This is a genomic window from Brevibacillus borstelensis (assembly GCF_003710865.1).
In the GTDB taxonomy this organism is placed as follows: Bacteria; Bacillota; Bacilli; order Brevibacillales; family Brevibacillaceae; genus Brevibacillus; species Brevibacillus borstelensis.
Map to the genome: position 1 here is coordinate 214,035 of NZ_RHHO01000031.1, position 18,964 is coordinate 232,998.

At 52.3% G+C, this 18,964-nt stretch carries 20 protein-coding genes, 1 pseudogene and 2 riboswitches; of the genes and pseudogenes, 8 read left to right on the plus strand and 13 right to left on the minus strand.

The annotated features are described in order from the left end of the window. Positions 1-31: 31 nt before the first annotated feature. Positions 32-1,135: a glycine cleavage system aminomethyltransferase GcvT gene (gene gcvT, locus EDM54_RS15530; protein WP_024984889.1), complete on the minus strand. Its 1,104-nt coding sequence runs from the start codon at positions 1,133-1,135 to the stop codon at positions 32-34. 74 nt (positions 1,136-1,209) lie between these two features. Beyond that, positions 1,210-1,325, minus strand: a riboswitch (glycine riboswitch). Continuing rightward, positions 1,326-1,419: riboswitch (glycine riboswitch) on the minus strand. Between the two features lie 222 nt (positions 1,420-1,641). On the opposite strand from gcvT, the gene EDM54_RS15535 reads away from it, so the two are divergent. The 3 genes from EDM54_RS15535 (at position 1,642) to EDM54_RS15545 (ending at position 5,533) form a co-directional block, all read left to right on the plus strand. Continuing rightward, positions 1,642-3,345: a DEAD/DEAH box helicase gene (locus EDM54_RS15535; RefSeq protein WP_024984888.1), complete on the plus strand. Its 1,704-nt coding sequence runs from the start codon at positions 1,642-1,644 to the stop codon at positions 3,343-3,345. Positions 3,346-3,384: 39 nt separating this feature from the next. Further along, positions 3,385-4,560, plus strand: coding sequence for a YqhG family protein (locus EDM54_RS15540; RefSeq protein WP_003387303.1), 1,176 nt, complete (start codon positions 3,385-3,387; stop codon positions 4,558-4,560). 112 nt (positions 4,561-4,672) lie between these two features. Then, a complete protein-coding gene (locus EDM54_RS15545) occupies positions 4,673-5,533 on the plus strand; it encodes a hypothetical protein (RefSeq protein ID WP_003387305.1) in 861 nt (286 codons plus the stop codon). Positions 5,534-5,636: 103 nt separating this feature from the next. On the opposite strand, the gene EDM54_RS15550 is transcribed toward EDM54_RS15545, so the two are convergent. From EDM54_RS15550 to EDM54_RS15570, 5 genes are all read right to left on the minus strand, one after another. Continuing rightward, on the minus strand, positions 5,637-5,891 hold the full coding sequence (locus EDM54_RS15550) for a YkuS family protein (RefSeq protein WP_003387306.1): 255 nt from the start codon (positions 5,889-5,891) through the stop codon (positions 5,637-5,639). A 22-nt stretch (positions 5,892-5,913) separates the two neighbouring features. Next, on the minus strand, positions 5,914-6,075 hold the full coding sequence (locus tag EDM54_RS15555; protein WP_003387307.1) for a YqzE family protein: 162 nt from the start codon (positions 6,073-6,075) through the stop codon (positions 5,914-5,916). Between the two features lie 61 nt (positions 6,076-6,136). Further along, positions 6,137-6,661 carry a shikimate kinase gene (locus EDM54_RS15560; protein WP_122958429.1) on the minus strand — a complete coding sequence of 175 codons (525 nt, stop codon included), beginning with the start codon at positions 6,659-6,661 and terminating at the stop codon, positions 6,137-6,139. A gap of 3 nt (positions 6,662-6,664) precedes the next feature. Then, positions 6,665-8,530, minus strand: a complete 1,866-nt coding sequence (locus tag EDM54_RS15565) for a stalk domain-containing protein (protein ID WP_003387309.1) — start codon at positions 8,528-8,530, stop codon at positions 6,665-6,667. Positions 8,531-8,665: 135 nt separating this feature from the next. Next, a complete protein-coding gene (locus EDM54_RS15570; protein ID WP_003387310.1) occupies positions 8,666-9,634 on the minus strand; it encodes a substrate-binding domain-containing protein in 969 nt (322 codons plus the stop codon). A 170-nt stretch (positions 9,635-9,804) separates the two neighbouring features. Between EDM54_RS15570 and modA the strand changes: the two genes are divergently transcribed. From modA to EDM54_RS15585, 3 genes are read left to right on the plus strand one after another with little or no spacing between them, the layout of a single operon-like run. Next, positions 9,805-10,632 carry a molybdate ABC transporter substrate-binding protein gene (gene modA, locus EDM54_RS15575; RefSeq protein ID WP_122958430.1) on the plus strand — a complete coding sequence of 276 codons (828 nt, stop codon included), beginning with the start codon at positions 9,805-9,807 and terminating at the stop codon, positions 10,630-10,632. A 38-nt stretch (positions 10,633-10,670) separates the two neighbouring features. Continuing rightward, on the plus strand, positions 10,671-11,354 hold the full coding sequence (gene modB, locus EDM54_RS15580) for a molybdate ABC transporter permease subunit (RefSeq protein ID WP_003387312.1): 684 nt from the start codon (positions 10,671-10,673) through the stop codon (positions 11,352-11,354). A 17-nt stretch (positions 11,355-11,371) separates the two neighbouring features. Next, on the plus strand, positions 11,372-12,001 hold the full coding sequence (locus tag EDM54_RS15585) for an ATP-binding cassette domain-containing protein (protein ID WP_024984886.1): 630 nt from the start codon (positions 11,372-11,374) through the stop codon (positions 11,999-12,001). Between the two features lie 82 nt (positions 12,002-12,083). Here the strand turns inward: EDM54_RS15585 and EDM54_RS15590 are convergent, their stop codons facing one another. After that, positions 12,084-12,848, minus strand: coding sequence for a 5-oxoprolinase subunit PxpA (locus tag EDM54_RS15590; protein WP_024984885.1), 765 nt, complete (start codon positions 12,846-12,848; stop codon positions 12,084-12,086). Between the two features lie 142 nt (positions 12,849-12,990). Further along, positions 12,991-13,347: a YlbG family protein gene (locus tag EDM54_RS15595; RefSeq protein WP_003387315.1), complete on the minus strand. Its 357-nt coding sequence runs from the start codon at positions 13,345-13,347 to the stop codon at positions 12,991-12,993. Positions 13,348-13,399: 52 nt separating this feature from the next. Here EDM54_RS15595 and EDM54_RS15600 point away from each other — a divergent pair, with 52 nt between their 5' ends. Next, positions 13,400-13,747 (plus strand): hypothetical protein, encoded by a 348-nt coding sequence (locus tag EDM54_RS15600; protein WP_003387317.1) that lies wholly within the window; start codon positions 13,400-13,402, stop codon positions 13,745-13,747. Here the strand turns inward: EDM54_RS15600 and EDM54_RS15605 are convergent. Both EDM54_RS15605 and EDM54_RS15610 read right to left on the minus strand, forming a co-directional pair. Beyond that, complete coding sequence (locus EDM54_RS15605; protein ID WP_122958431.1) at positions 13,742-14,197, minus strand: YlbF/YmcA family competence regulator; 456 nt, start codon at positions 14,195-14,197, stop codon at positions 13,742-13,744. The genes EDM54_RS15600 and EDM54_RS15605 overlap by 6 nt on opposite strands. A gap of 60 nt (positions 14,198-14,257) precedes the next feature. Further along, the gene (locus EDM54_RS15610; RefSeq protein WP_122958432.1) at positions 14,258-16,153 is read right to left on the minus strand and encodes a hypothetical protein; all 1,896 of its coding nucleotides are present in this window, start codon (positions 16,151-16,153) and stop codon (positions 14,258-14,260) included. A 46-nt stretch (positions 16,154-16,199) separates the two neighbouring features. Here EDM54_RS15610 and EDM54_RS15615 point away from each other — a divergent pair, with 46 nt between their 5' ends. After that, entirely contained in the window at positions 16,200-16,631 is a 432-nt protein-coding gene (locus EDM54_RS15615; protein ID WP_194246904.1) for a protease complex subunit PrcB family protein, read from the plus strand. A gap of 94 nt (positions 16,632-16,725) precedes the next feature. Here the strand turns inward: EDM54_RS15615 and EDM54_RS15620 are convergent, their stop codons facing one another. The 3 genes and pseudogenes from EDM54_RS15620 to EDM54_RS15630 all read right to left on the minus strand — a co-directional run. Further along, on the minus strand, positions 16,726-17,154 hold the full coding sequence (locus EDM54_RS15620) for a hypothetical protein (protein WP_003387321.1): 429 nt from the start codon (positions 17,152-17,154) through the stop codon (positions 16,726-16,728). 67 nt (positions 17,155-17,221) lie between these two features. Further along, positions 17,222-18,034, minus strand: coding sequence for a thermonuclease family protein (locus tag EDM54_RS15625; RefSeq protein ID WP_122958433.1), 813 nt, complete (start codon positions 18,032-18,034; stop codon positions 17,222-17,224). A 415-nt stretch (positions 18,035-18,449) separates the two neighbouring features. Continuing rightward, positions 18,450-18,824 (minus strand): annotated as a pseudogene (locus tag EDM54_RS15630) (class I SAM-dependent methyltransferase); the annotation flags it as partial. Positions 18,825-18,964: the final 140 nt, after the last annotated feature.

The window sequence follows — 18,964 nt, forward strand, 5'->3', positions numbered from 1 at the left end:
TCCTTGTTTATCGGATCTTGGATTGGTTGGTTTACTTTTTGGGACGTTTGTAGAACGGTGTGGCTGCCACGACAGCCTTCAGCCGCTTGCCGCGAATTTCTACTTCCAGTTCGGTGCCTACAGCTGCATACTCGGATTTGATCAGCGCGAGTCCCACATTCTTTTTCAACGTCGGAGACTGAGTGCCCGTCGTAACCTCGCCGATCTGCTCTTCCCCGACAAAAACAGGGTAATGCGTACGCGGGATGCCGCGGTCGATCATTTCAATCCCAACGAGCTTGCGGGGAGCGCCGTTTTCCTTTTGCGCCTTGAGGGCTTCCTGTCCGATGAACGGCACTTCTTTGTCTACCTTTACTGCAAAGCCGATACCCGCTTCGATCGGCGAGATGTCTTTGCCGAGCTCTTGACCGTAGAGCGGCAGCTTCGCTTCAAAACGAAGCGTGTCCCTGGCGCCGAGGCCGCATGGTACCAGCCCTTCCGGCTTGCCGACCTCGAGGAGGCGGTCCCATAGCTGAATCGCTTTGTCGCTGTCCAGGTAGATCTCAAATCCGTCTTCTCCGGTATAGCCGGTGCGCGAAACGAGAGTCGCAATGCCGTCGATCACGACATTCCGCTTGAAACGGAAAACACCGATTTCCGTCAGGTTCGTGTCGGTCAGCTTTTGCAGGATCGATTCGGCAAGCGGCCCCTGGATCGCCAGCTGTGCTGTTTGCGGTGAGATATTCTCGATCTGTACACCCTCGCTCAGATGCTCCTGCATCCATGCGTAGTCCTTGTCGATATTTCCCGCGTTAATCACCAAGAGGTAGTGATCGTCGGCGTATTTGTAGACAAGAAGGTCGTCCACCGTGCCCCCGTCCGGATAGCAGAACACGCTGTATTGCGCTTGCCCTGCTTCCAGCTTGGAAAGATCGTTGGTTGTAAGGCGTTGCAGGTAGAGATAGGCTCCCTCCCCTTTTACCTCAACCTCTCCCATATGAGAGACGTCAAACAAGCCTGCTTTCGTCCGCACTGCTTCATGCTCCTGCGTGATACTGGAAAATTGCACGGGCAAATCCCATCCGCCGAAATCAATCGTTTTGGCCCCGTATTTTTCATAGACAGGGAACAGCGGCGTGCGTTTCAGTGTCGTCATTTCGGGCACCTCCTGTTTTTTCATGCAAAAAAGGACAGAACAAGAGAAATGAATACGCCAAATAAGGCGCCCATTTCTCCTCCTCTGTCCTTGGTACCTGAGAGTTGCCTCGCTTGATGCGAGCCGTTCCTTTGGCATCGCTTGCAAGTTTCCCCTTTGGTGGCTCCCGAAGAAGCTCTCTCCAGAGATGCGTCCAGTAGAGGTACTTTTGCCTGAGAGATTCACCATACCCGGCTTGCTCCTTCGGCGCTGCCTTACAAGCAGTCTCTCCCTGCTACTTTCATTCGCGGTGGATACTGGGTGATACATAAATGTTCCAAATACATTCCATACTAGTTGAATGAACTCCTTCTTTATCCTACCACGTGAGCGCATTCTTGAAAATATGCAAATTGCGAATTAACTTGGAAAATCACTAACAAATTTTTTGATCAAAAAGAATAACGTTCACCTTTGATTTACGATATAGCATTTTCATGACAAAACCCCAAAGCGGAGGTAGTCATATGCCGAACGTTCCCGTTTCCTTCGATGCCGATTGGATGGATTTGCTAAATGAACGAATGAAGCAGGACGGCCCCTGGGACAAATGGGAGCTGTTCCAGCTTACTTTGGAAGCCGAAGAGGCGATGGCTATCCGCGAGTTTGACCAGCTTCAGTGCTTGCAATACCTGCCTACGCTCCAACCGTTTCCCCATCAGCTGCAGACGGCGGAGCGCGTTTTGAACGAAATGCGCGGCAGGGCCATTCTCGCTGACGAGGTGGGCCTGGGCAAAACAATCGAAGCCGGGCTGATCATGAAAGAGTACATGATCCGCGGGCTGGCGAAAAAAATACTTATCCTCGTGCCGGCATCGCTCGTAATCCAGTGGACGAAAGAATTGAATCAAAAATTCGGCATACCCGCTGTCGCCCAAAAGAAGGAGTATATGTGGCGGCAATACGACGTCGTGGTAGCCTCGATCGATACAGCCAAACGCGATCCCCACCGCCGTCACGTCCTGGACATCGATTACGACATGCTGATCATTGACGAAGCCCATAAGCTGAAAAACAAAAAAACGCGCAACTACCAGTTCGTCAAGGAGATTCGCAAAAAATACTGCCTGCTGCTGACCGCTACTCCGATCCAGAACGAGATGGATGAGCTCTACAATCTGATCAACCTCTTAAAGCCCGGCCATCTCGGACACACGTCCAGCTTCTCCACAACCTATGTGGAAGGCAAGCGGCAGGCAAAAAACAATGAGCAGCTCAAGACCGAACTGGACAAAGTGATGATCCGGAACAGACGCAGCGACGGAGGCGTGCATTTCACCAGCAGACGCGTCCAGTCCATTCCGATCGAGCTTTCCCCCGAGGAAGCCGCGTTGTATCAGGGCGTGACGCGCTTCGTCAAAGAACAGTATCACACCGGATCGGGCGGCTATAACTCGCTTGCGTTGATCACGCTGCAGCGCGAGGTTTGCTCCAGCCGGGAAGCCGCCTTTCTCACGCTCTACAACATGCATCAACGGGCAGCAGAAGACTCCCCTGTCCGCGCGGAAATCATGGAGCTCGTCGAGATGATCAAGAAAATCGAGTCACATTCCAAAGCTGCCAAGGCAGTCGAGCTCATTCAGCAAATCAACGACAAGGTCATCATCTTTACCGAGTACCGGGCCACGCAAAACTACTTGCAAAAATACTTGCACGATCACGGCATCACCTCTGTTCCGTTTCGCGGAGGATTCAAACGGAGCAAAAAGGACTGGATGACCGAGCTGTTTCAAAATCGCGCACAGGTATTGATCGCCACGGAAGCCGGCGGCGAGGGGATCAACCTGCAGTTCTGCAATCAGGTCATCAATTATGACATGCCCTGGAATCCGATGCGGGTCGAGCAGCGGATCGGCCGGGTCCATCGCTTGGGCCAGCAGCGGGACGTACACATCTACAATTTGTCTACAGTAGGCACCATCGAAGAGCATATCCTCCAGCTCCTCTATGAAAAAATCGACCTGTTTGAAATGGTGATCGGCGAGCTCGATGACATCGTCGAACGGCTGAACCTCAAGCAATCCCTGGAGGAAAATCTGATCAGCATCATCATGGACTCTTCGTCGGAGAAAGAGATGGCTCTCAAGCTGGACAACATGGGCCAAGCCATCCGTGCCATGCGGTTGGCCAGGAAAACCAAGGAGCCGCTGCCGGAAACAGCCGAACAGTAAGCTCATCTTGCAACCTGCAGTCTCGGGAGGGATAGAACGATGAACCAGCAGCGAGTCCGCAAGTATGTGGAGCAGTACTTGTCCGCCTTTTCTTCACACATCATGGAGACACATCCAGATTTTCTGACTGTCAAACTGCCGGTCGAGGTAGACAAGGATATCGGAAACCGCCCTTTCTACTGGAGCTGGGTCGAAAAGATGAACCTGCCCTACCAGCCGCTGGTGCTGACTTTTTGCTTCGATCCAGACCGCATGCCGGACGACAGGCGGGCGGAGCATTTGCATTTGGGCGCAGCTCGTCTGCAGCAGATTTTTCAGTCGACGCGCAAACACGGCAGCTTTGTCTGCATGTACGAAACGCTGCCGCAAACCCGCGCTCAAGCCTCTTCCCGCCAATCGGTGCCGCTGGTCCCCTGGCTTGGGGTGAATTGGAAGGTCTCATTTATTTGCGACAAAAAGCGTGATCTCATCCTGCATTTCGGGGTGAATTTACACCAGCCGCACATCGTACGGGACTTTTATCCGTTCCTGCTGCAGCGTCAACTTGCCCCCTCCATCCCGGATTATCACTATACGCTTGACCGCCGCATTACGATCAGCCAGGCGTTTGCGATGATGGAAGCAGAGATCCGCCGCATTCTGGCTCAGGAAGACCAGACATGGGCGGCAGCAGCGAAACAGCGACTGGAAGAAGAGCTGCAAATCCTGGAGGCGTATTACCGGGAGCTGGAGGAGAGGCAACGCCGAACGGCTGATGATGGGAATGAGGCTGCCAACGAAGCTGATAAGGGCGGGGACGAGCTGCAAGACGGGCACTCCGGGAAATCAACAGGTTCAGCAAGCAGCGCAGCAGACAATGTTGAGAGTGCTGCAGCCGAGCCAAATGGCTCCCTGAACCTTCTCCTGGAACAGGAAACCGAACGCCAAACGACTGCGATTCAAGCGGTCAGCCCGTCATTGGAGGAGCATCGCTCGGCAGGCGGAAGAATTCTCGACTTTTTGCGGGCCAACAGCTTTCAAGAGACGCCCCGCGAGAAGATCGACCAGACCGAATGGGTGGCCAGTACACCCGAGGAGGAAAAGCGGCGTCGCATGGAAGAGATGCGCTGGCAATACGAGCCGAGAATATCGGTTCAGTTCATCAATGGCGGCCTTTTTTATCTGCAATCCGCTCCGCCCTCAGCCCCTCCGCACGGCAACGGGCGAAAAATGTAAAAGGACAGCGAGAAAATACGAACGGCAAGAGACAATAACCAACAAATCTTTTCGCCCATTCTGGTTACAATAGGTACCATAGAAAGCCTTTCCACAAAGGTGGTGCTTGACTGTGACTGGAAAAACCTCCGTTTCCCGCTCTCTGTGCGCATTGCTTGTCGCACTGGCCCTTTGCTTGCCCGGACAGACAACCGTCTTGGCGGAAGAAGGGCAATGGGATCAACGTTTTCAAACACAAATCGGAGAATGGAAAAATAGCATAGTCGGACAAGATCCCCAGTTTGCCGACTGGAGGAATGCCCGCATCGACGTCCAAACGCTCGGTGCCAATCAACATCAGTGGCTGGTCAGCTTGACGCAAGGCAGCAAGCAGGTGGGGTACATGGTCGTGGGAGAAGTTCCTTCGACGGAAGGCAATCCAACGTTCGTCCTGCTCGAGTACGGGCTAGGCGAGTACATTTTATTCGACGATACATTTGCCCCGCGTGAAGTTGCCGCCGAGCCGGTGTACGACGGCTTTGCCTCGCACTGGCTGGTCTCGCTGCCAAAAGAAAAGCAAGTTGTCGATGCCAAGACGGGTGAGCGGTATCTAAGCACGACTCGTACTGAGGAATCCGTCATTCAAAGCTTGCAGGAGCAGGATTTGGCTGCTCCTGGACAGAAACTCGTGGCTACCCGTGTCATTCACGCTGAAGCAGTGAATCCGTTTGACAATATCAGCTGGTTTACTCCCCTTGTCTATGCTCCCACTCCCGGCAAGACCGTAACATGGGAAGATTTGTGGCAAAAGAACGCGAAGGACATTACGTTGGCAGTCAGCTTGTACCACTCCGAGGTGCTCTCCCCTTTCTCTGTCGGGTCTTTGCATGTGTGGAATGGGCAAAAACCGTACATCGGCGTCTGGGACGAGGGATTGCGTTTTCTCCCATACGCCTATGCGAGCAAGGTGGGAAAATTTCATATTCAAAAGTAAATGTCTGCAAACGAAAAAGCTCTCTGTCGAATCATTCGCAGAGAGCTTTCAACATTTTTCCCGAGGAGGCCTGTTTGGAAAAATCGCAGACCCGCCCCGATCATCAGTGATGTTCGGTAGGAGACAATCTGACGTGTACCGCATGAAATACTTCCTGCGGGGTCATGCCCGACGCATTGATCACAGGGGCGCCAGTAATCGTCTTGCTCTGGTCATTCAGCACATTGACATCCTGACCTGTAATGACGACGGCATCCACTGTATTTTGCCAGTTACCCAGTTCGACGACCTGATACCCATTGTCACGAAGCATCTTGGAAATTTGGGTAAGGGAACCTTCCACAGCAACTCTCGCCATTTTGCTACCTCCGTTTGGATGGTTACTTGCGCCACAGAAGCTTGATGGACATCGGAATCGCCCCAAACCAGCGGGCAGACCAAGACTCGCGCGGAGCCTTTTTCATCTTCCGCTCCGTTTTCGGCGTTTCCACGTACTGGACAAACAGGCGGGTCAAAAATTTCAGGTATTCTTGAAACGACATCGCACGTGCCTCCTTCGTACGCGCGGATCGCCCCGTACTAACAGAAGAGCGCTTCCTTTCCCTAGTCTTTCCCGATGAGACCCTTTTCAACCATCGCCAGGCGGATTTCAGCTACAATCTCAGCTACCTCTTTTCCAGTCGTATCGATCTGAACCGGTGCGAATGTGTATGAGTCCTTGCGCTGCTCAAGCAATGCTTTTACCCGCTGTGCTACTCCCCCGGCCAAAAGCGGTCGGTTTTGATCCCGCTCCAGTCTCCGCACCAGCTCTTCTTCTGTCGCGGACAGGGCGACGACCAGCCCTCCCTCGAGCATTCGCTGCACATTTTCCGCCCGCAGAACGGCCCCTCCTCCGGTCGTCAGCACCAAACCATGCTGCTTCAGGAGATCGGCGAGCACAGCCGCCTCCATGTCGCGAAAAAATGCCTCTCCCTTTTGTTCAAAGAGCTGCGGAATCGTACAACCCGCGCGCTCTACAATCGCCTCGTCCAGATCCCGATGAATCATGCCCAGCTCCTCCGACAGAGCGGCTCCTACAGTCGTCTTGCCCGTCCCCATAAAACCGACAAGAATCAGATTGTTTCGCATGGCCTACCTCCCTCCACCTGTTTTTCCGGATGGAAACCGCAATTTTACCGTCCTGGACTTTTCGTCCAATTCGGCTTCGCTGCCCAGTACCTGATCAAAAAAGGCAAGCGGCGCCAATGTTCGTCCTTCGATTTCGATCATCCGTTTCCCGAACTCCACTTTTCTTCCGTCCAGCTCGGCGTATGTACTTTTTTCCTTGATCCAGATGGTTCGTCCGTACCCCTTTACTTCAATCGCTGCCTTTTCCTCCGACCAGTTGACTTTGTAACCGAGCTCTTCGGCAACATCGCGGAGCGGCAAGTACGCAGTTTGGTCCGTTATGCGCGAAGGGACCTGCGGGTAGAAGCTCACGCCATTTACGACCGTGGTCACATAAGGAACCAAGGTTACGGGCGCAAACGGCTCGTTGTTGTGCTTTTCAATATTGGGAACGAAATAGCGGGCTTCCCCTTGCAGAACCTGTCCCAAAGCCTGATCCAGATGCTCAGGACCGATCACGCTGCCGTGATAGGAGCGCTGTACCCGCTGCAAGAAGCGTTTGTACGCGTCATCCCCCACTTGCTGACGAAGGTTTTCATACAGGAGCGCTCCTCTGGAATACCAGGTCCAATGAAATTCGTCCTGAGTCGTAAATTGATGAAGCTCTTTCCCCAGCTTGCCGTATGGAAAGCGCTGAGAGAGCCTCTCGACGTCTTTTCTGTAATCAGCAAGCAAGGATTCCGCTTGCGAATCGCCGTACCGCGCCTGCTGATAGTGGACAACACTGCGTTCGACGAGTCCTTCGTCAAGCCAGCCGTAGCGGGCCTCCAATGTTGCTACACTGTTGTACCACCAGAGATGGGCAATCTCATGGGGCAGCCAGTGCTCGATCAAGCTGTTTCTTTGCAGGTCCCTTTTAAAGATTGCCATGTTGGCGTATTCCATGGCGTAGGTCGTTCCCGTACTCGTCTCGGCGATCGAGACGCGCTGGTACGGCAGCGGACCGTACCATTCCGTATAGGTCGGAATGACCGTTTCCGCGATATTCTTGATCCGAGCGATGTTGCGTTTGTCGATCGAGGCAATATCGACGGTGAGATTCGGCGCAAACGTGACTGTCTCGATCTGGTACAGCGGGCTGCCTACCAAGGCAAAGTTAAGCAGCTTTTTCCCGTTGTAATGCACTTCCTGCCTGTTTCCTTCCAGCGGCTTGGATTCGCCGATCCCGACCGTGCTTACCCACTTGTAGCCTTGCGGAGATATGAATGAAATGTCGTAATCGCCGTAATGATAGACAAACGGATCTCCGAAGTCGATACGCTGCGGAGGCTCGTACCACTGCCCGCTTTGATTCTGAGCACCCAGCATCGGATACCAGGTGGTCAGCGTCCAAATGTCGTCCTTTACCCCAAATCTTGTACCGCGGCGCGGAACAGAGTTTTCAAACTGGATGGTGAGCGTGCCTCTCTTCTCCTGCCCCAGCGGATTTGCGAATTGGACAACCGCCTGGCGCCTGTTAAATGGCAAGGACTTGTCCTTGTATCGAATCGAGGTTATCGACATCGGGCTCCACTTATAATCGTAGATGAATAATCGGAGATCCTTCGTTCCCGGGTTGTCAAAATCAAGAGTAACGGTCCCCTTGATTTTCGCTTCCGATGTATGAAGCTCGGCTCGTATCCGGTAATGAGGCTTCAAATCCTTCACGAGTGACGGAATCGGAGGATCATAGGAAAACGGGTCTACACCGGTCTCCGGCCTTACCTCCGGTTTTTCCAGAGCGGAGATCCAGGTGGCAATCGTCTGCCAATTGAGAACCACTGCTGCCGAGGCAAACGGGATCAATATGGCTAAACAAATCAACAAGCTTGTTTTATGCAAAGGTTTCATGCCAGCCCCCAACTTTTGAGCGACAAGCGTCTATTTTTATCCTGCTATTGTATCAAATAACAATTCAACTGAGTAGAAATTTGCAGAACTGTGCAGAAATCGTAGACAATCGATTCCAGCTAGCGCGCCCGCTTCTCACCAAGTCTCGTACATAATCTTTCCGGTGGAAGCCAGATCATAGCCTCCAATCGCAGCCAATTCATTTTGAAATTCTTCGGAGAGCAGGGTTTCACGCACCTGTCGAATCAGCGCTTTGTTTTCATCTGTCTTTAGCATGACCAGATCATATCGTTCCTGAATGACAGGCAAAAAATCGACCCCGACGAGCTGCCCGGCTTTTTCAATGCCAACGCCAATGTCCGCTTCTCCCCTTGCGACAGCCCCGGCTACAGCAAGATGATTCCCTTCCTCCCGTTCATACCCTGCTACCTCATGACCGGCGATGCCGTGGAGACGGAATTGTTCTTCGATCAAGGTCCGAATCCCCGAGCCCTTCTCCCGATTGACCATGCGAACCCCGGCTCGGCGGAAATCCTCCCAGACAGACAGCTTTTTCGGGTTGCCTGGCTGGACGTAAAAACCGGCCCAGCGCGAAAGCAAATTGATAACGAGGTACCTGTGACCGATCAGCATTCTCCGTACATACGGGATGTTGTATTCTCCCGTGTCTCCATCGAACAGGTGGGTGCTGACGATGTCCGCCTCTCCTCTGTACATGGCCCACAAGCTGTTGATGCTTCCCACGTAGGAGCGGAGCGGCCTAATGCTGTCTCCATTCCTTTCCAAATGATTGGCCAGCATGTCCAGACTGACGTCCTGCCCGCTGATAATGACAGAACGTGTCGCCTGCCCGTGCTGAGTCGGAACGTGGGAGGTCGTGCCTGCCGGAGTGCTTGCCGACTGGTGCGGGTATGGATGTACACTCCGGTATTCCCCTTTGGCCCGTTGCTTGTAGGCTTCCAGATCAGACGCGTCCACGCGCATTTGTCTGCCTACCCGGTAGGCCGGAAGCTCTCCTTTTTTGATCAAATCATAGACGGTCAATTTGGATATCCGCAGCAGCTTGGCTATTTCTTCTGTCGTATATGAATTATCGTGAGTCATGCTTGCCTCCCGTATTTCATCGCTCGAACTCCCTCTTATTCCTATCGTCGTTCTTTCTATTTTCCTTTAACTTTTTGAAATTCGCAATTGATTATCCAGTTCAATTCCATATAATCTAGTTATAACTAGTTATATTTAATTATAACCAAATATGAATTGGAGGTTCTTTTATGTACCCGCAATTTAGGAAATATCTCTCGACTCTGCTATTTGCTATTCTCTTGCTTATGGCGGTCGGCTGTTCGACACAGACCGCTCAGCCGCAAAGTCAACAGCCGGATACCGCTTCCCAGTCGGCAGAAAAACCGCTCCAAATCGAGTTGATGGTCTCTGCAGCCGCTAGCTTGACGGACGCCTTAAACGAGATCAAGCCGCTGTTTGAGCAGGAGCATCCCGGTGTAACCCTTACATACGTGCTGGGCAGCTCTGGCAAGCTGGCTACCCAGATCGAACAAGGAGCCCCGACCGATGTCTTTCTTTCCGCCAGCAAGAAGGACATGGACAAGCTGGAAGAGAAACAATTGATACAGAAAGACAGCCGCACCGATTTCGCCAAAAATGCGTTGGTTCTCGTGGTTGGAAAAGAAAGTACGCTTTCTGTGGGCTCCTTCGAGGACCTGACCAAGGACGAGATCAAACATCTGGCAGTCGGACAGCCGGATAGCGTACCAGCCGGACGCTATGCAAAGGAATCGCTGGAGCATCTGAAGCTCTGGGAGCCTCTTGCAGACCGGCTCGTATTCGGAAGCGACGTCCGCCAGGTGCTGACCTTCGTCGAGTCGGGGAACGCCGAAGCCGGTATCGTGTATGCCAGCGACGCCGCCATCTCGGAAAAAGTCAAGGTTGCGGCCAAAGCAAATGAGGAATGGCACAAGCCGATTGTCTACCCGGGTGCAATCACTTCCTCTACGGAGCATGCTGATCTTGCCAAAGCATTCATCGCTTACCTGAGCAGTGAAAAAGGAAAAGAGATTTTGCAGAAATACGGGTTTCAATAATAGATCATGCGGATTCAGCTAAAGGAGATGGACGGTACGTGGATTCCAATCTGACACCCTTGCTTCTCTCCCTAAAAGTGGCCGCCATCTCCACTTCTGTTGTGTTTGTTGTTGGTTTGTTGATGGCACGGCTTCTGACGCAAAAGGAGTTCTGGGGAAAACATTTTCTGGAATCGCTCATTTTGCTGCCGATCGTCCTCCCGCCGACCGTTGTCGGTTTTGGACTCTTGCTCGCTTTTGGAAAAAACGGCTTTCTCGGCCAGCTGCTCTACGACATGTTCGGGATACAGATTGTGTTTACCCTCACCGGAGCTGTGATCGCATCTATTGTAGTTTCGTTTCCGTTGATGTATCAGAGTGCCCAGGCTGCCTTTACAGGAATTGATCGCCGGTTTGAGGATGCAGCACGGACGATGGGCTCCTCGGAATGGCGCGTCTTTTGGACCATCTCCTTCCCCCTCGCCTGGCCCGGTCTGCTGGCGGGGCTTGTCCTTTCTTTTGCCAGAGGCTTGGGTGAATTCGGAGCGACGCTGATGCTGGCCGGCTACATCCCGGGAAAAACAGACACGATCCCGGTAGCGATTTACTTTGCGGTTGAAGCCGGACAGATGGACAAGGCCATGTTCTGGGTGATCGTCATCGTCGCGCTTGGTATGGGGACAACCGTCTGGCTGAATTGGTGGAGCCGCCGAAGCATGCGCCGTTTTGCCAACACGAAGTGAGGAGAGAGGGATGGAACATGCTGCAAGTCGACTTTCAAAAAAGTCTGCCGGAATTTCAGTTGTCCGCCCGGTTTGCGGTAAAGGATGAGATTATCGTCTTGTTCGGACCGTCGGGCTCGGGAAAAACAACGATCCTGAATTGCATAGCCGGGCTTGCTCACCCCGAGTATGGAACGATCCGGCTGGCTGACCGTCTTTTTTTCGATCACAAAGACAACATCAAGCTGCCTGTACAGAAGCGGAATGTCGGCTACCTGTTTCAGGATTACGCCCTCTTTCCGCATATGACGGTGGAAAAAAATATCCGCTACGGCATGCAGCGGGATGCTCAGGGGCAAGTAGAGGAGCTGCTGCAGTCGGTAGGGATTGACCATCTCCTGCAAAAATATCCCCATCAATTGTCGGGCGGACAGAAGCAAAGAGTGGCCTTGGTCAGAGCGCTCGCGACCAAGCCCGATATTTTGTTGTTGGATGAGCCGCTATCAGCCCTGGACGCGGATACGAGACGCCAGTGTCAGGCAGAATTGCTGCGCATTCACGAAAAGTGGCGCATCCCCTTTCTTTTGGTGACCCACGACCGGGACGAAGCGGAACGGCTGGGTGATCTCATCCTGACCAATAGAGACGGCCACTGGAGCCTCGATTAAAAAAGCCTTGCCAGCCCCAGCCGTCCTAAGACGGCACAGAGCAGGCATGGCTTTGCTTTTTCCAATTCTGAGCTTCTTTATGTTAGCGTGGGGTGATCGCTTCCAGCTTCACATCGTTTTGTTTGGCCCAACGATGCAGTTCGATCAAAAATTGGAGCACGTCCGGACTCTCGCAGTGCACACACAGCGTATCCGCGGCCAATGCGATGCTCGTTCCATCGACCGTCTGCACCTTTTGATTCAGAACCAGTTGCCTGGTCTGCTCCATCTGCTCTTCTTTGCTGATCAGCACACTGCCTTCCAATTCACGCGGCGCCAGTCGTCCATTTGGCAAATACGCTCGATCAGCAAATACTTCTTCTGCCACCTGGAGGCCGTATTCCAGACCAGCTTCGACCAGAGCACTTCCCGACAGGGCGTACAAAATCAGTTCTTCATTAATATCAGAAACAGCACGAGCCACCGCCTCGGCCAGCTCCGGGCTTTCCGCCGCTTCGTTGTAGAGCGCCCCGTGAAGTTTTACGTGGTGAAGCTCCCCGCCAAGCGCGCGGCTGACTCCGTCGAGCGCAGACACTTGATACAGAACCAGCTCGTATACTTCTCGTACAGACAGATTCATCGAACGGCGGCCAAAGCCCTGAACATCCGGATAGCCTGGATGGGCACCGATCTTGACTCCGTTCCGAATCGCCGCCTCTACGGTCCTGGCAATAATATGAGGATCTCCGGCATGAAGTCCGCATGCAATGTTCACGGACGTTATCCACTTCATGATCCCCAAATCTTCAGCTTGGCGTCCCCGACCGTATCCTTCTGCCAGGTCGCAGTTAATATCCAAACGTATCATCACGCACCCGCCCTTCCCTTTTCTCTCTATTTGATGCCAATGAAAGCGCAAACATTCGCATCATTACAGGGTTGTATCTATTGTTTAGCATATCACGTACGGGGGTCCAGCAAAAGCAAAAAAGCTGCCGAAATGTGGCAGCTTAGTGCACTGATTCTGTCGAGGCTCCTGCCGGCTGCAAACTGTCTTCCCCCAGAAGGGTATCGGCCAGGGCCATCAACTGATGCTTCTCTTGCTTATAATCGTATTCCTTCGCCTTGTCTGGCTTGGCATTGTTGTATTCAATCGGAATCTCGTGACGATGGGAACGCTCGATCTTCGTCACAAAATGAAGCCGTTCCATCGTGCGGATGATGTCGTCGATTTGGTCGGCATCCACATACATCGAGACGTAATTTAACCGCTTGGAGATGTAATGAATGGTTCCAAATTTGCGTAAATTCTTGGCAGCACGCGGGTTTTTTACCCATACCGCAACTCCCAGACGTCTTTCTCTCATAACGGTCGTCGTGCTCCTTTCCTTGCAAGGTAGAATAGGATGTATCGGCTCCATGAAAACGGAGGTAGATCATCACATGCTTATCGATCAGCTTTATGCTCAACTTGTTTGCTTGCTTCGAGATGAGGGTGTCGTCCTTCATGCCTACTTTCGCGAATACGCCGGCAACCGCTTTTTGTATGTAACCAGTCCGCTCCCTCCTCCGCAGCTTGGCGATTATTTGACGGAGGCGGGGGAGCGAATTGCATCCGGGACAATCATACACCCAGAATGTACGTATGTCCGGACGGCGGGTATGGAGCGGGTCTTCCGATTTCGTTTTCTCATTCCCGAGGACAAGAAATTTTGCTGCGGAAATTTGTGTGACGATTGCTACCTCTTGCGCTCTAAATGGTCATGAATGTTTCTTGATGCTGCAGCCGCAGCTTCCGCCGCCGCCGCAACCGCTGCTCTTCGCTTCCAGAAACGGATTATTGCTGGGCACTTTAATCGAGCTCGACACGGAATCCGCGATGGTTCGGCTGACCTCGTACAAAAGCTGGTCAAGGCTGTCCTCAGCTCGTTTGAATGCCTGGACAGAATCCAGCATTTCGATCGAACGCTTCAACTGCCGGATTTCTTTCGATATTTGATCGTAATCGGGATGATATTTCCCGAACCGCTGCACATCCTCGTACTGGTCTTTTTTCCGCTCAAACAGGGCGAGCAGCCTTTGCGCTTCCTTGTCTGCCTCCATGGCCTGTTTGGCAAGGATATATTCTGAGACCTCGCGGGACTGGTTGATCATCGTCGACAGCTCATGCGAATGGATAATGAGCTCAGTCATATCCACTGTTTTCAACGCTTCCATCATCGAGACCTCCTTTGTTTATACGTAAGTCGCCTCTTATTGTACCACGAAGCAAGCGGGCTAGTACAGATATTCGGGCAGTACAATGCGCACCCGATGAATGTCGTCCAGACGGCATCTTTGTTTTTTGTTTCCCACTTCCAGAAAAACATACCAATAACCCATTTCAATCGATACTTGGCGCGGAATTCCCGCCCTTACCTTTTTGTCCTGCATCTCCGCTTCGATCTCCAATCCCAGCTCGGATGCCCGCTGCAGCAGCGTGCGCATCGTCTGCGGGTGGTATGATTGAAAATGCTGGGTCCACATCTTCGGCAACGAAGAAAGCTGATGCATGCCCTCCAGGCTATCCGGGAAGGTATTTTCAACAGCAAACCCATCCCAAGGGCGGGGGATCGTGAATAGCCCGTCAGGCCCCCCTTCCGCGGCATGACTGCGAGCAGCCTGATCTTCTGTAGATTTTTTGGGCATATACGGAGTGTATCCGTATTTTCGCAACAGCGCGGTTACTTCCTTTTCCTGCTCCGGTGCGATCAGAAAATCGGTCGAGGAAATTGGGAATCCGAGGAAAGGACGAAACTGTTCAAGGGTCTTCAGCTCCTCCAAAATCCCGGGATGTGCAGTACGGACCCTGACCATCGGTTCGAACTGAATCTGACGGGCCTCCCTTCCCCACTGCCGGATCATCTGCCCGATCGATTCAGGCAGTGGATGAGCGCAATACTGCTGCAGGATGTCCACGGCATCTTCTTCTTTTCCCCCAGCCGCCAGATAGGACTGCAGCGGCTTTGCCTGCAGCTCGCCTTGAATCAAATCCCCGGTGAAGACCAGCGGGCAAAACCTGCTGACCTCCCACACAGCTTTCAGCGGAACGAGCGGCGGTATCGTCAAGACTCCTGCAGGATCGATAAACCAGCGCTCCTCAATCGCCAGGCGAGGCAGGCTGTTCCAACGCCAGTACACCTCTCCCTCGGCTGTCGTTCCCATATGCAGCCAACCGAAACCGAGCAGCAGGTGGAGCCATCTGGTTACTGCCAAACTGGCAGCATCATCCGGAACGCGGAAGCCTGTGTCAGCTAATGTCTTGATCTGATCATTTATACTATGCCATTCGTCGGATTTACTCTCCATCATCAGTACAAGCAGTCCATCCCACCAGCTGTCATGCGGCAAATACTCCTCCGCAATCAGTTGAAAAAGCTCGTTCCACCTTGCCTCCTGGCCTTTTTCCAGCCACTTGGCAACGCTTAGCTTCTCCAGGACAAGCTGACCTCCCCGGGCGCGAATCAATCCAAGCCGGATCGCCAAGTCGATCACGACCGCAAGCGCCATTTCACCTTCCTTTGATTCGGGGATCGAATAGCTTGCCCATCCCTCGACATGTTCATCGGAAAGTGTAAGCAGCGGCGTCATTTTCTGGAGAATTCGCCGGTGAATACTGCCCTTCACGGTCAGAGGAACATCCGTTTCCCGTAAAAAGGAGAGGACGCCAAAAAGATCCAGATGTATCCCCCTGCCTGCCGTTATATAATAAGGGAGCGTCTTTGCAGGAGCAGGCGTACAATGACGTTCGGTGATGAGACAAAGGGTAAGCCTTTCTCTCACTTCCTTCGGCATCATGTAGCCGATCTCACCCCACATTTTTCGGACGGTGAGAATGAATCCGAGTCGGCGAAGCTTATTTAACCCGACCGACAGTATTCGCCCCTGATGCAAAACGATCTTTTCCCAGTCTTTTTTACGCAAAAATCCTCTTGCCGCAGTAGTGACAAAAAGACGGATTACCTTTTTTTCGCTATCGTCGGCTTGTTTCCAGTATGTATCGATAAAGAGCGGATCGGTCAACAGGTCAGTCAATGTCCGACCGTCCTTGATGCCGAAACGTTTGGCATGCTCTTCTAGCATATGCTCTTGGGTTGTTTGTGAAAGAAACTCGACACCCTGCAGGATGCGCACGCCGTTCACCTCGTTTGCTCAATTGATAAAACTACATCTAGGAGGGATGCCTGTGTTACACGCATGGTACAGTTTACTTTTGGCTGCATCTTTGTCATTGACAGGCCAACCGTTCCATATAGATCATCCTACCCCAACACAAGCTGCTGTGGTAGGCGCAGATGAATTGCAAAGCGTATCGGCCCCGTATCCGCCAGCGGTACAGGATGCGCTTCGTTCGGTTCGGAAAAACGGCGGTCACTCTGTCGTCCGCGCCGATCAAAAAACGTATGTCGTCATCGGTGCCGGAAAACGTCCTACAGGCGGGTACCGATTGGTTGCTGACAAGGTGGAACGCAAAGGGACACACGGGTATGTCATCCATGTCCGCGAGCAAAAGCCTGCTGCCGGTTCCATGGCGACGCAGGTCATCAGCTATCCGACCTTGGTCGTTTCTGTCCCAGACAAGCAAGCACAAGTAACCGTATTGTTCCGCTAGTTTTTAGGAATAACGAGAATAGAAAAGCCGACGATCCAGCGCCAGTGCCGGATGTCGGCTTTCTGCTTTTGTGCCCGATTATTTGCGCCTTCCTCTAGGGCTTTACCTCAACCCGGAACTCTTGCTTGATGCCGTATGACTCGTGATTGTTATGCGCCAGCTCTACGACGACGTCATGCGAGCCGCTGGGAATATTTTTTACGATATAATTGTCTTCAAACGCTTTGGCGACTTTTTTCCCATCCAGATAGATGTGAATATGGCCCTCGCCAGGCCGGTTTTCCTTGCCCATATTCTCGATTGAATACGTGAAGCCTGTCACCTTCATCTTCAGGTGGAGGTCGTTTTTCTGCAGACTGTGCGTCACCTCTAGCGTAGGGGCCTTCTCGGGCTGTTCCGCCGCTTGTTTGACTCCTCCCGTCTCCGCATCTCGCGTGCCGTAGAGGGCAAACTCGATCACGGCGACGACACCAATCAGGAGCAGCAGGCGATAAACCAGACGCATGGATTTTTCTTTTTTCATGGGGACACTCCTTTCAGAGACAATCATCCCCATTTTTCCCTAACCTGCGTTGCCGTATTCCTGATGGTCAGCGCTTTGGCGCACGATAGCCCGCTGCTTGCGCTTCCTCTTCTGTTGCAAACCAGACTTCCGCCTTGGTCTGGTCGTAATTTCGCGACCCAGGCACATGATAGATTTTATCCCCTTTGGAATTGATGTTTCCTTTAATCAGCTTTCCTGCAGGGGGTGTTTCCGCTTGTTCGGTATTCTGGTTGTTCGTTTCGCCGGCACTGTTTTTGGGTTGTCCAGTCTTTTCATTGGAATCGGAAGCCTTATCTTTCGATTCAGAAGCCTTGTCCTTGGAGGAATTGGCACCGTTTTTCGATGTTGCATTTCCGTTTTTGGATTCCGCTTTTCCGTTTGACAGTTCCAATCCCCAAAGCCCTCGATTGTGTTCCCGCGCTTCCCGCTCTGCTTCGAGAAACACGTCCGCTTTGGCTACATTCGGGGGGATCGTCATAATTCTGGCATAGCCTTCTTTTACCAATTTTTCATTGACGAACGTGCCATCCATTAAATAGACATAGGCGAGCAACCGTTTGTATCGGTCATGCGGCTCCACGTCAAAAACAAGGCGCACCTCTTGGCCTGTAAGCAGTTCTTTCGTAAAGTTGCTTGCTTCTTTTCCATAAGGCTCTACGGGATGGTTGGGCTTTACCGTTTCGGGTGTATCCACCCCGATCAGGCGCACCTTTTCCCCGGTTGCGATTTCGAAAGTATCGCCGTCCACTACCCGTTTTACGGTAGTTGTCATTTCGCCGTTCGGCTTTGGCCCTTCTGGCGCTGCACATGCGTACAAAAGGCACGCCATGATAACGAGCCAGGCGCTCAGACGTTTCATGATCTTGCCATCTCCTTTTCTCTGATGCTGCTTACCAGCGTACCGGAAGCCCGAAGAGTGGTCAATCATAGATTGCGAACATATGTGCATATGTCAAAAAATCTTCAAACAAAAAACGACCTGTCTCCAAGGTCGTTTTGTTCTTCTCGTCAAACTGCAACGAGACCTATTCTTTTTTGTCAGTCGCGTTCGCTGTTAAACAAGAAAAGCAGTACCACTACAACGATGATGATCCACAGAAGCTCATCATTATCCCGGTCAAAAAAATTATCGAACAACCCCATAGCAGAGGTCCCCCTTTCCTTCTCGTTACAGCCTATGCAGCAGAAAGGGCGGATGTCAGCGGGGATGAGCCCAAAAGTTGCAGAGGATGGCCTGCAATTGCGAAGCTTGGCATGGCGTCGCGAAGGCCGACTCACATCAGCTTTGCTTCGATTAAATGGACATAGGTGGTCAATTGCCGGGCCTGGACCCTAAAACCAAGCTCTTGCAAATTTTGCACCAGCTTGCTGCGATCCGCGTAGTATTCATCCTCGATCTCTGCTACGGCCTCCTTTCGTCCGGCCTGAAGAAGCGCCCGAATGTGCAAAGCTCTATGCTCCTCGTCGGCAAACATCGAGTCGGCTATCACCAGGCGCCCCCCTGGCTTCAATACCCGCTTGCATTCAGCCAGAGCAAGCGTCTTCTGATCATCAGTCAAATGATGGAGTGCAAAGCTGGTGACGACAAAGTCAAACATGCCGCCAAAATAGGGAAAGGCAAAAAAAGTGCCCAGCTTTGTTTCTGAAGTGCACCCCTTAGAATGGACATTGGATTAAACCCCTGGTAAATCCGATGAAATTTAAGGGGTGCATTTTTTATGGTGAAAAAGGGGCAAACGTTTAGAAGTTATTCTCACGAATTAAAGGTGGAAGCCATACGACTGCATAT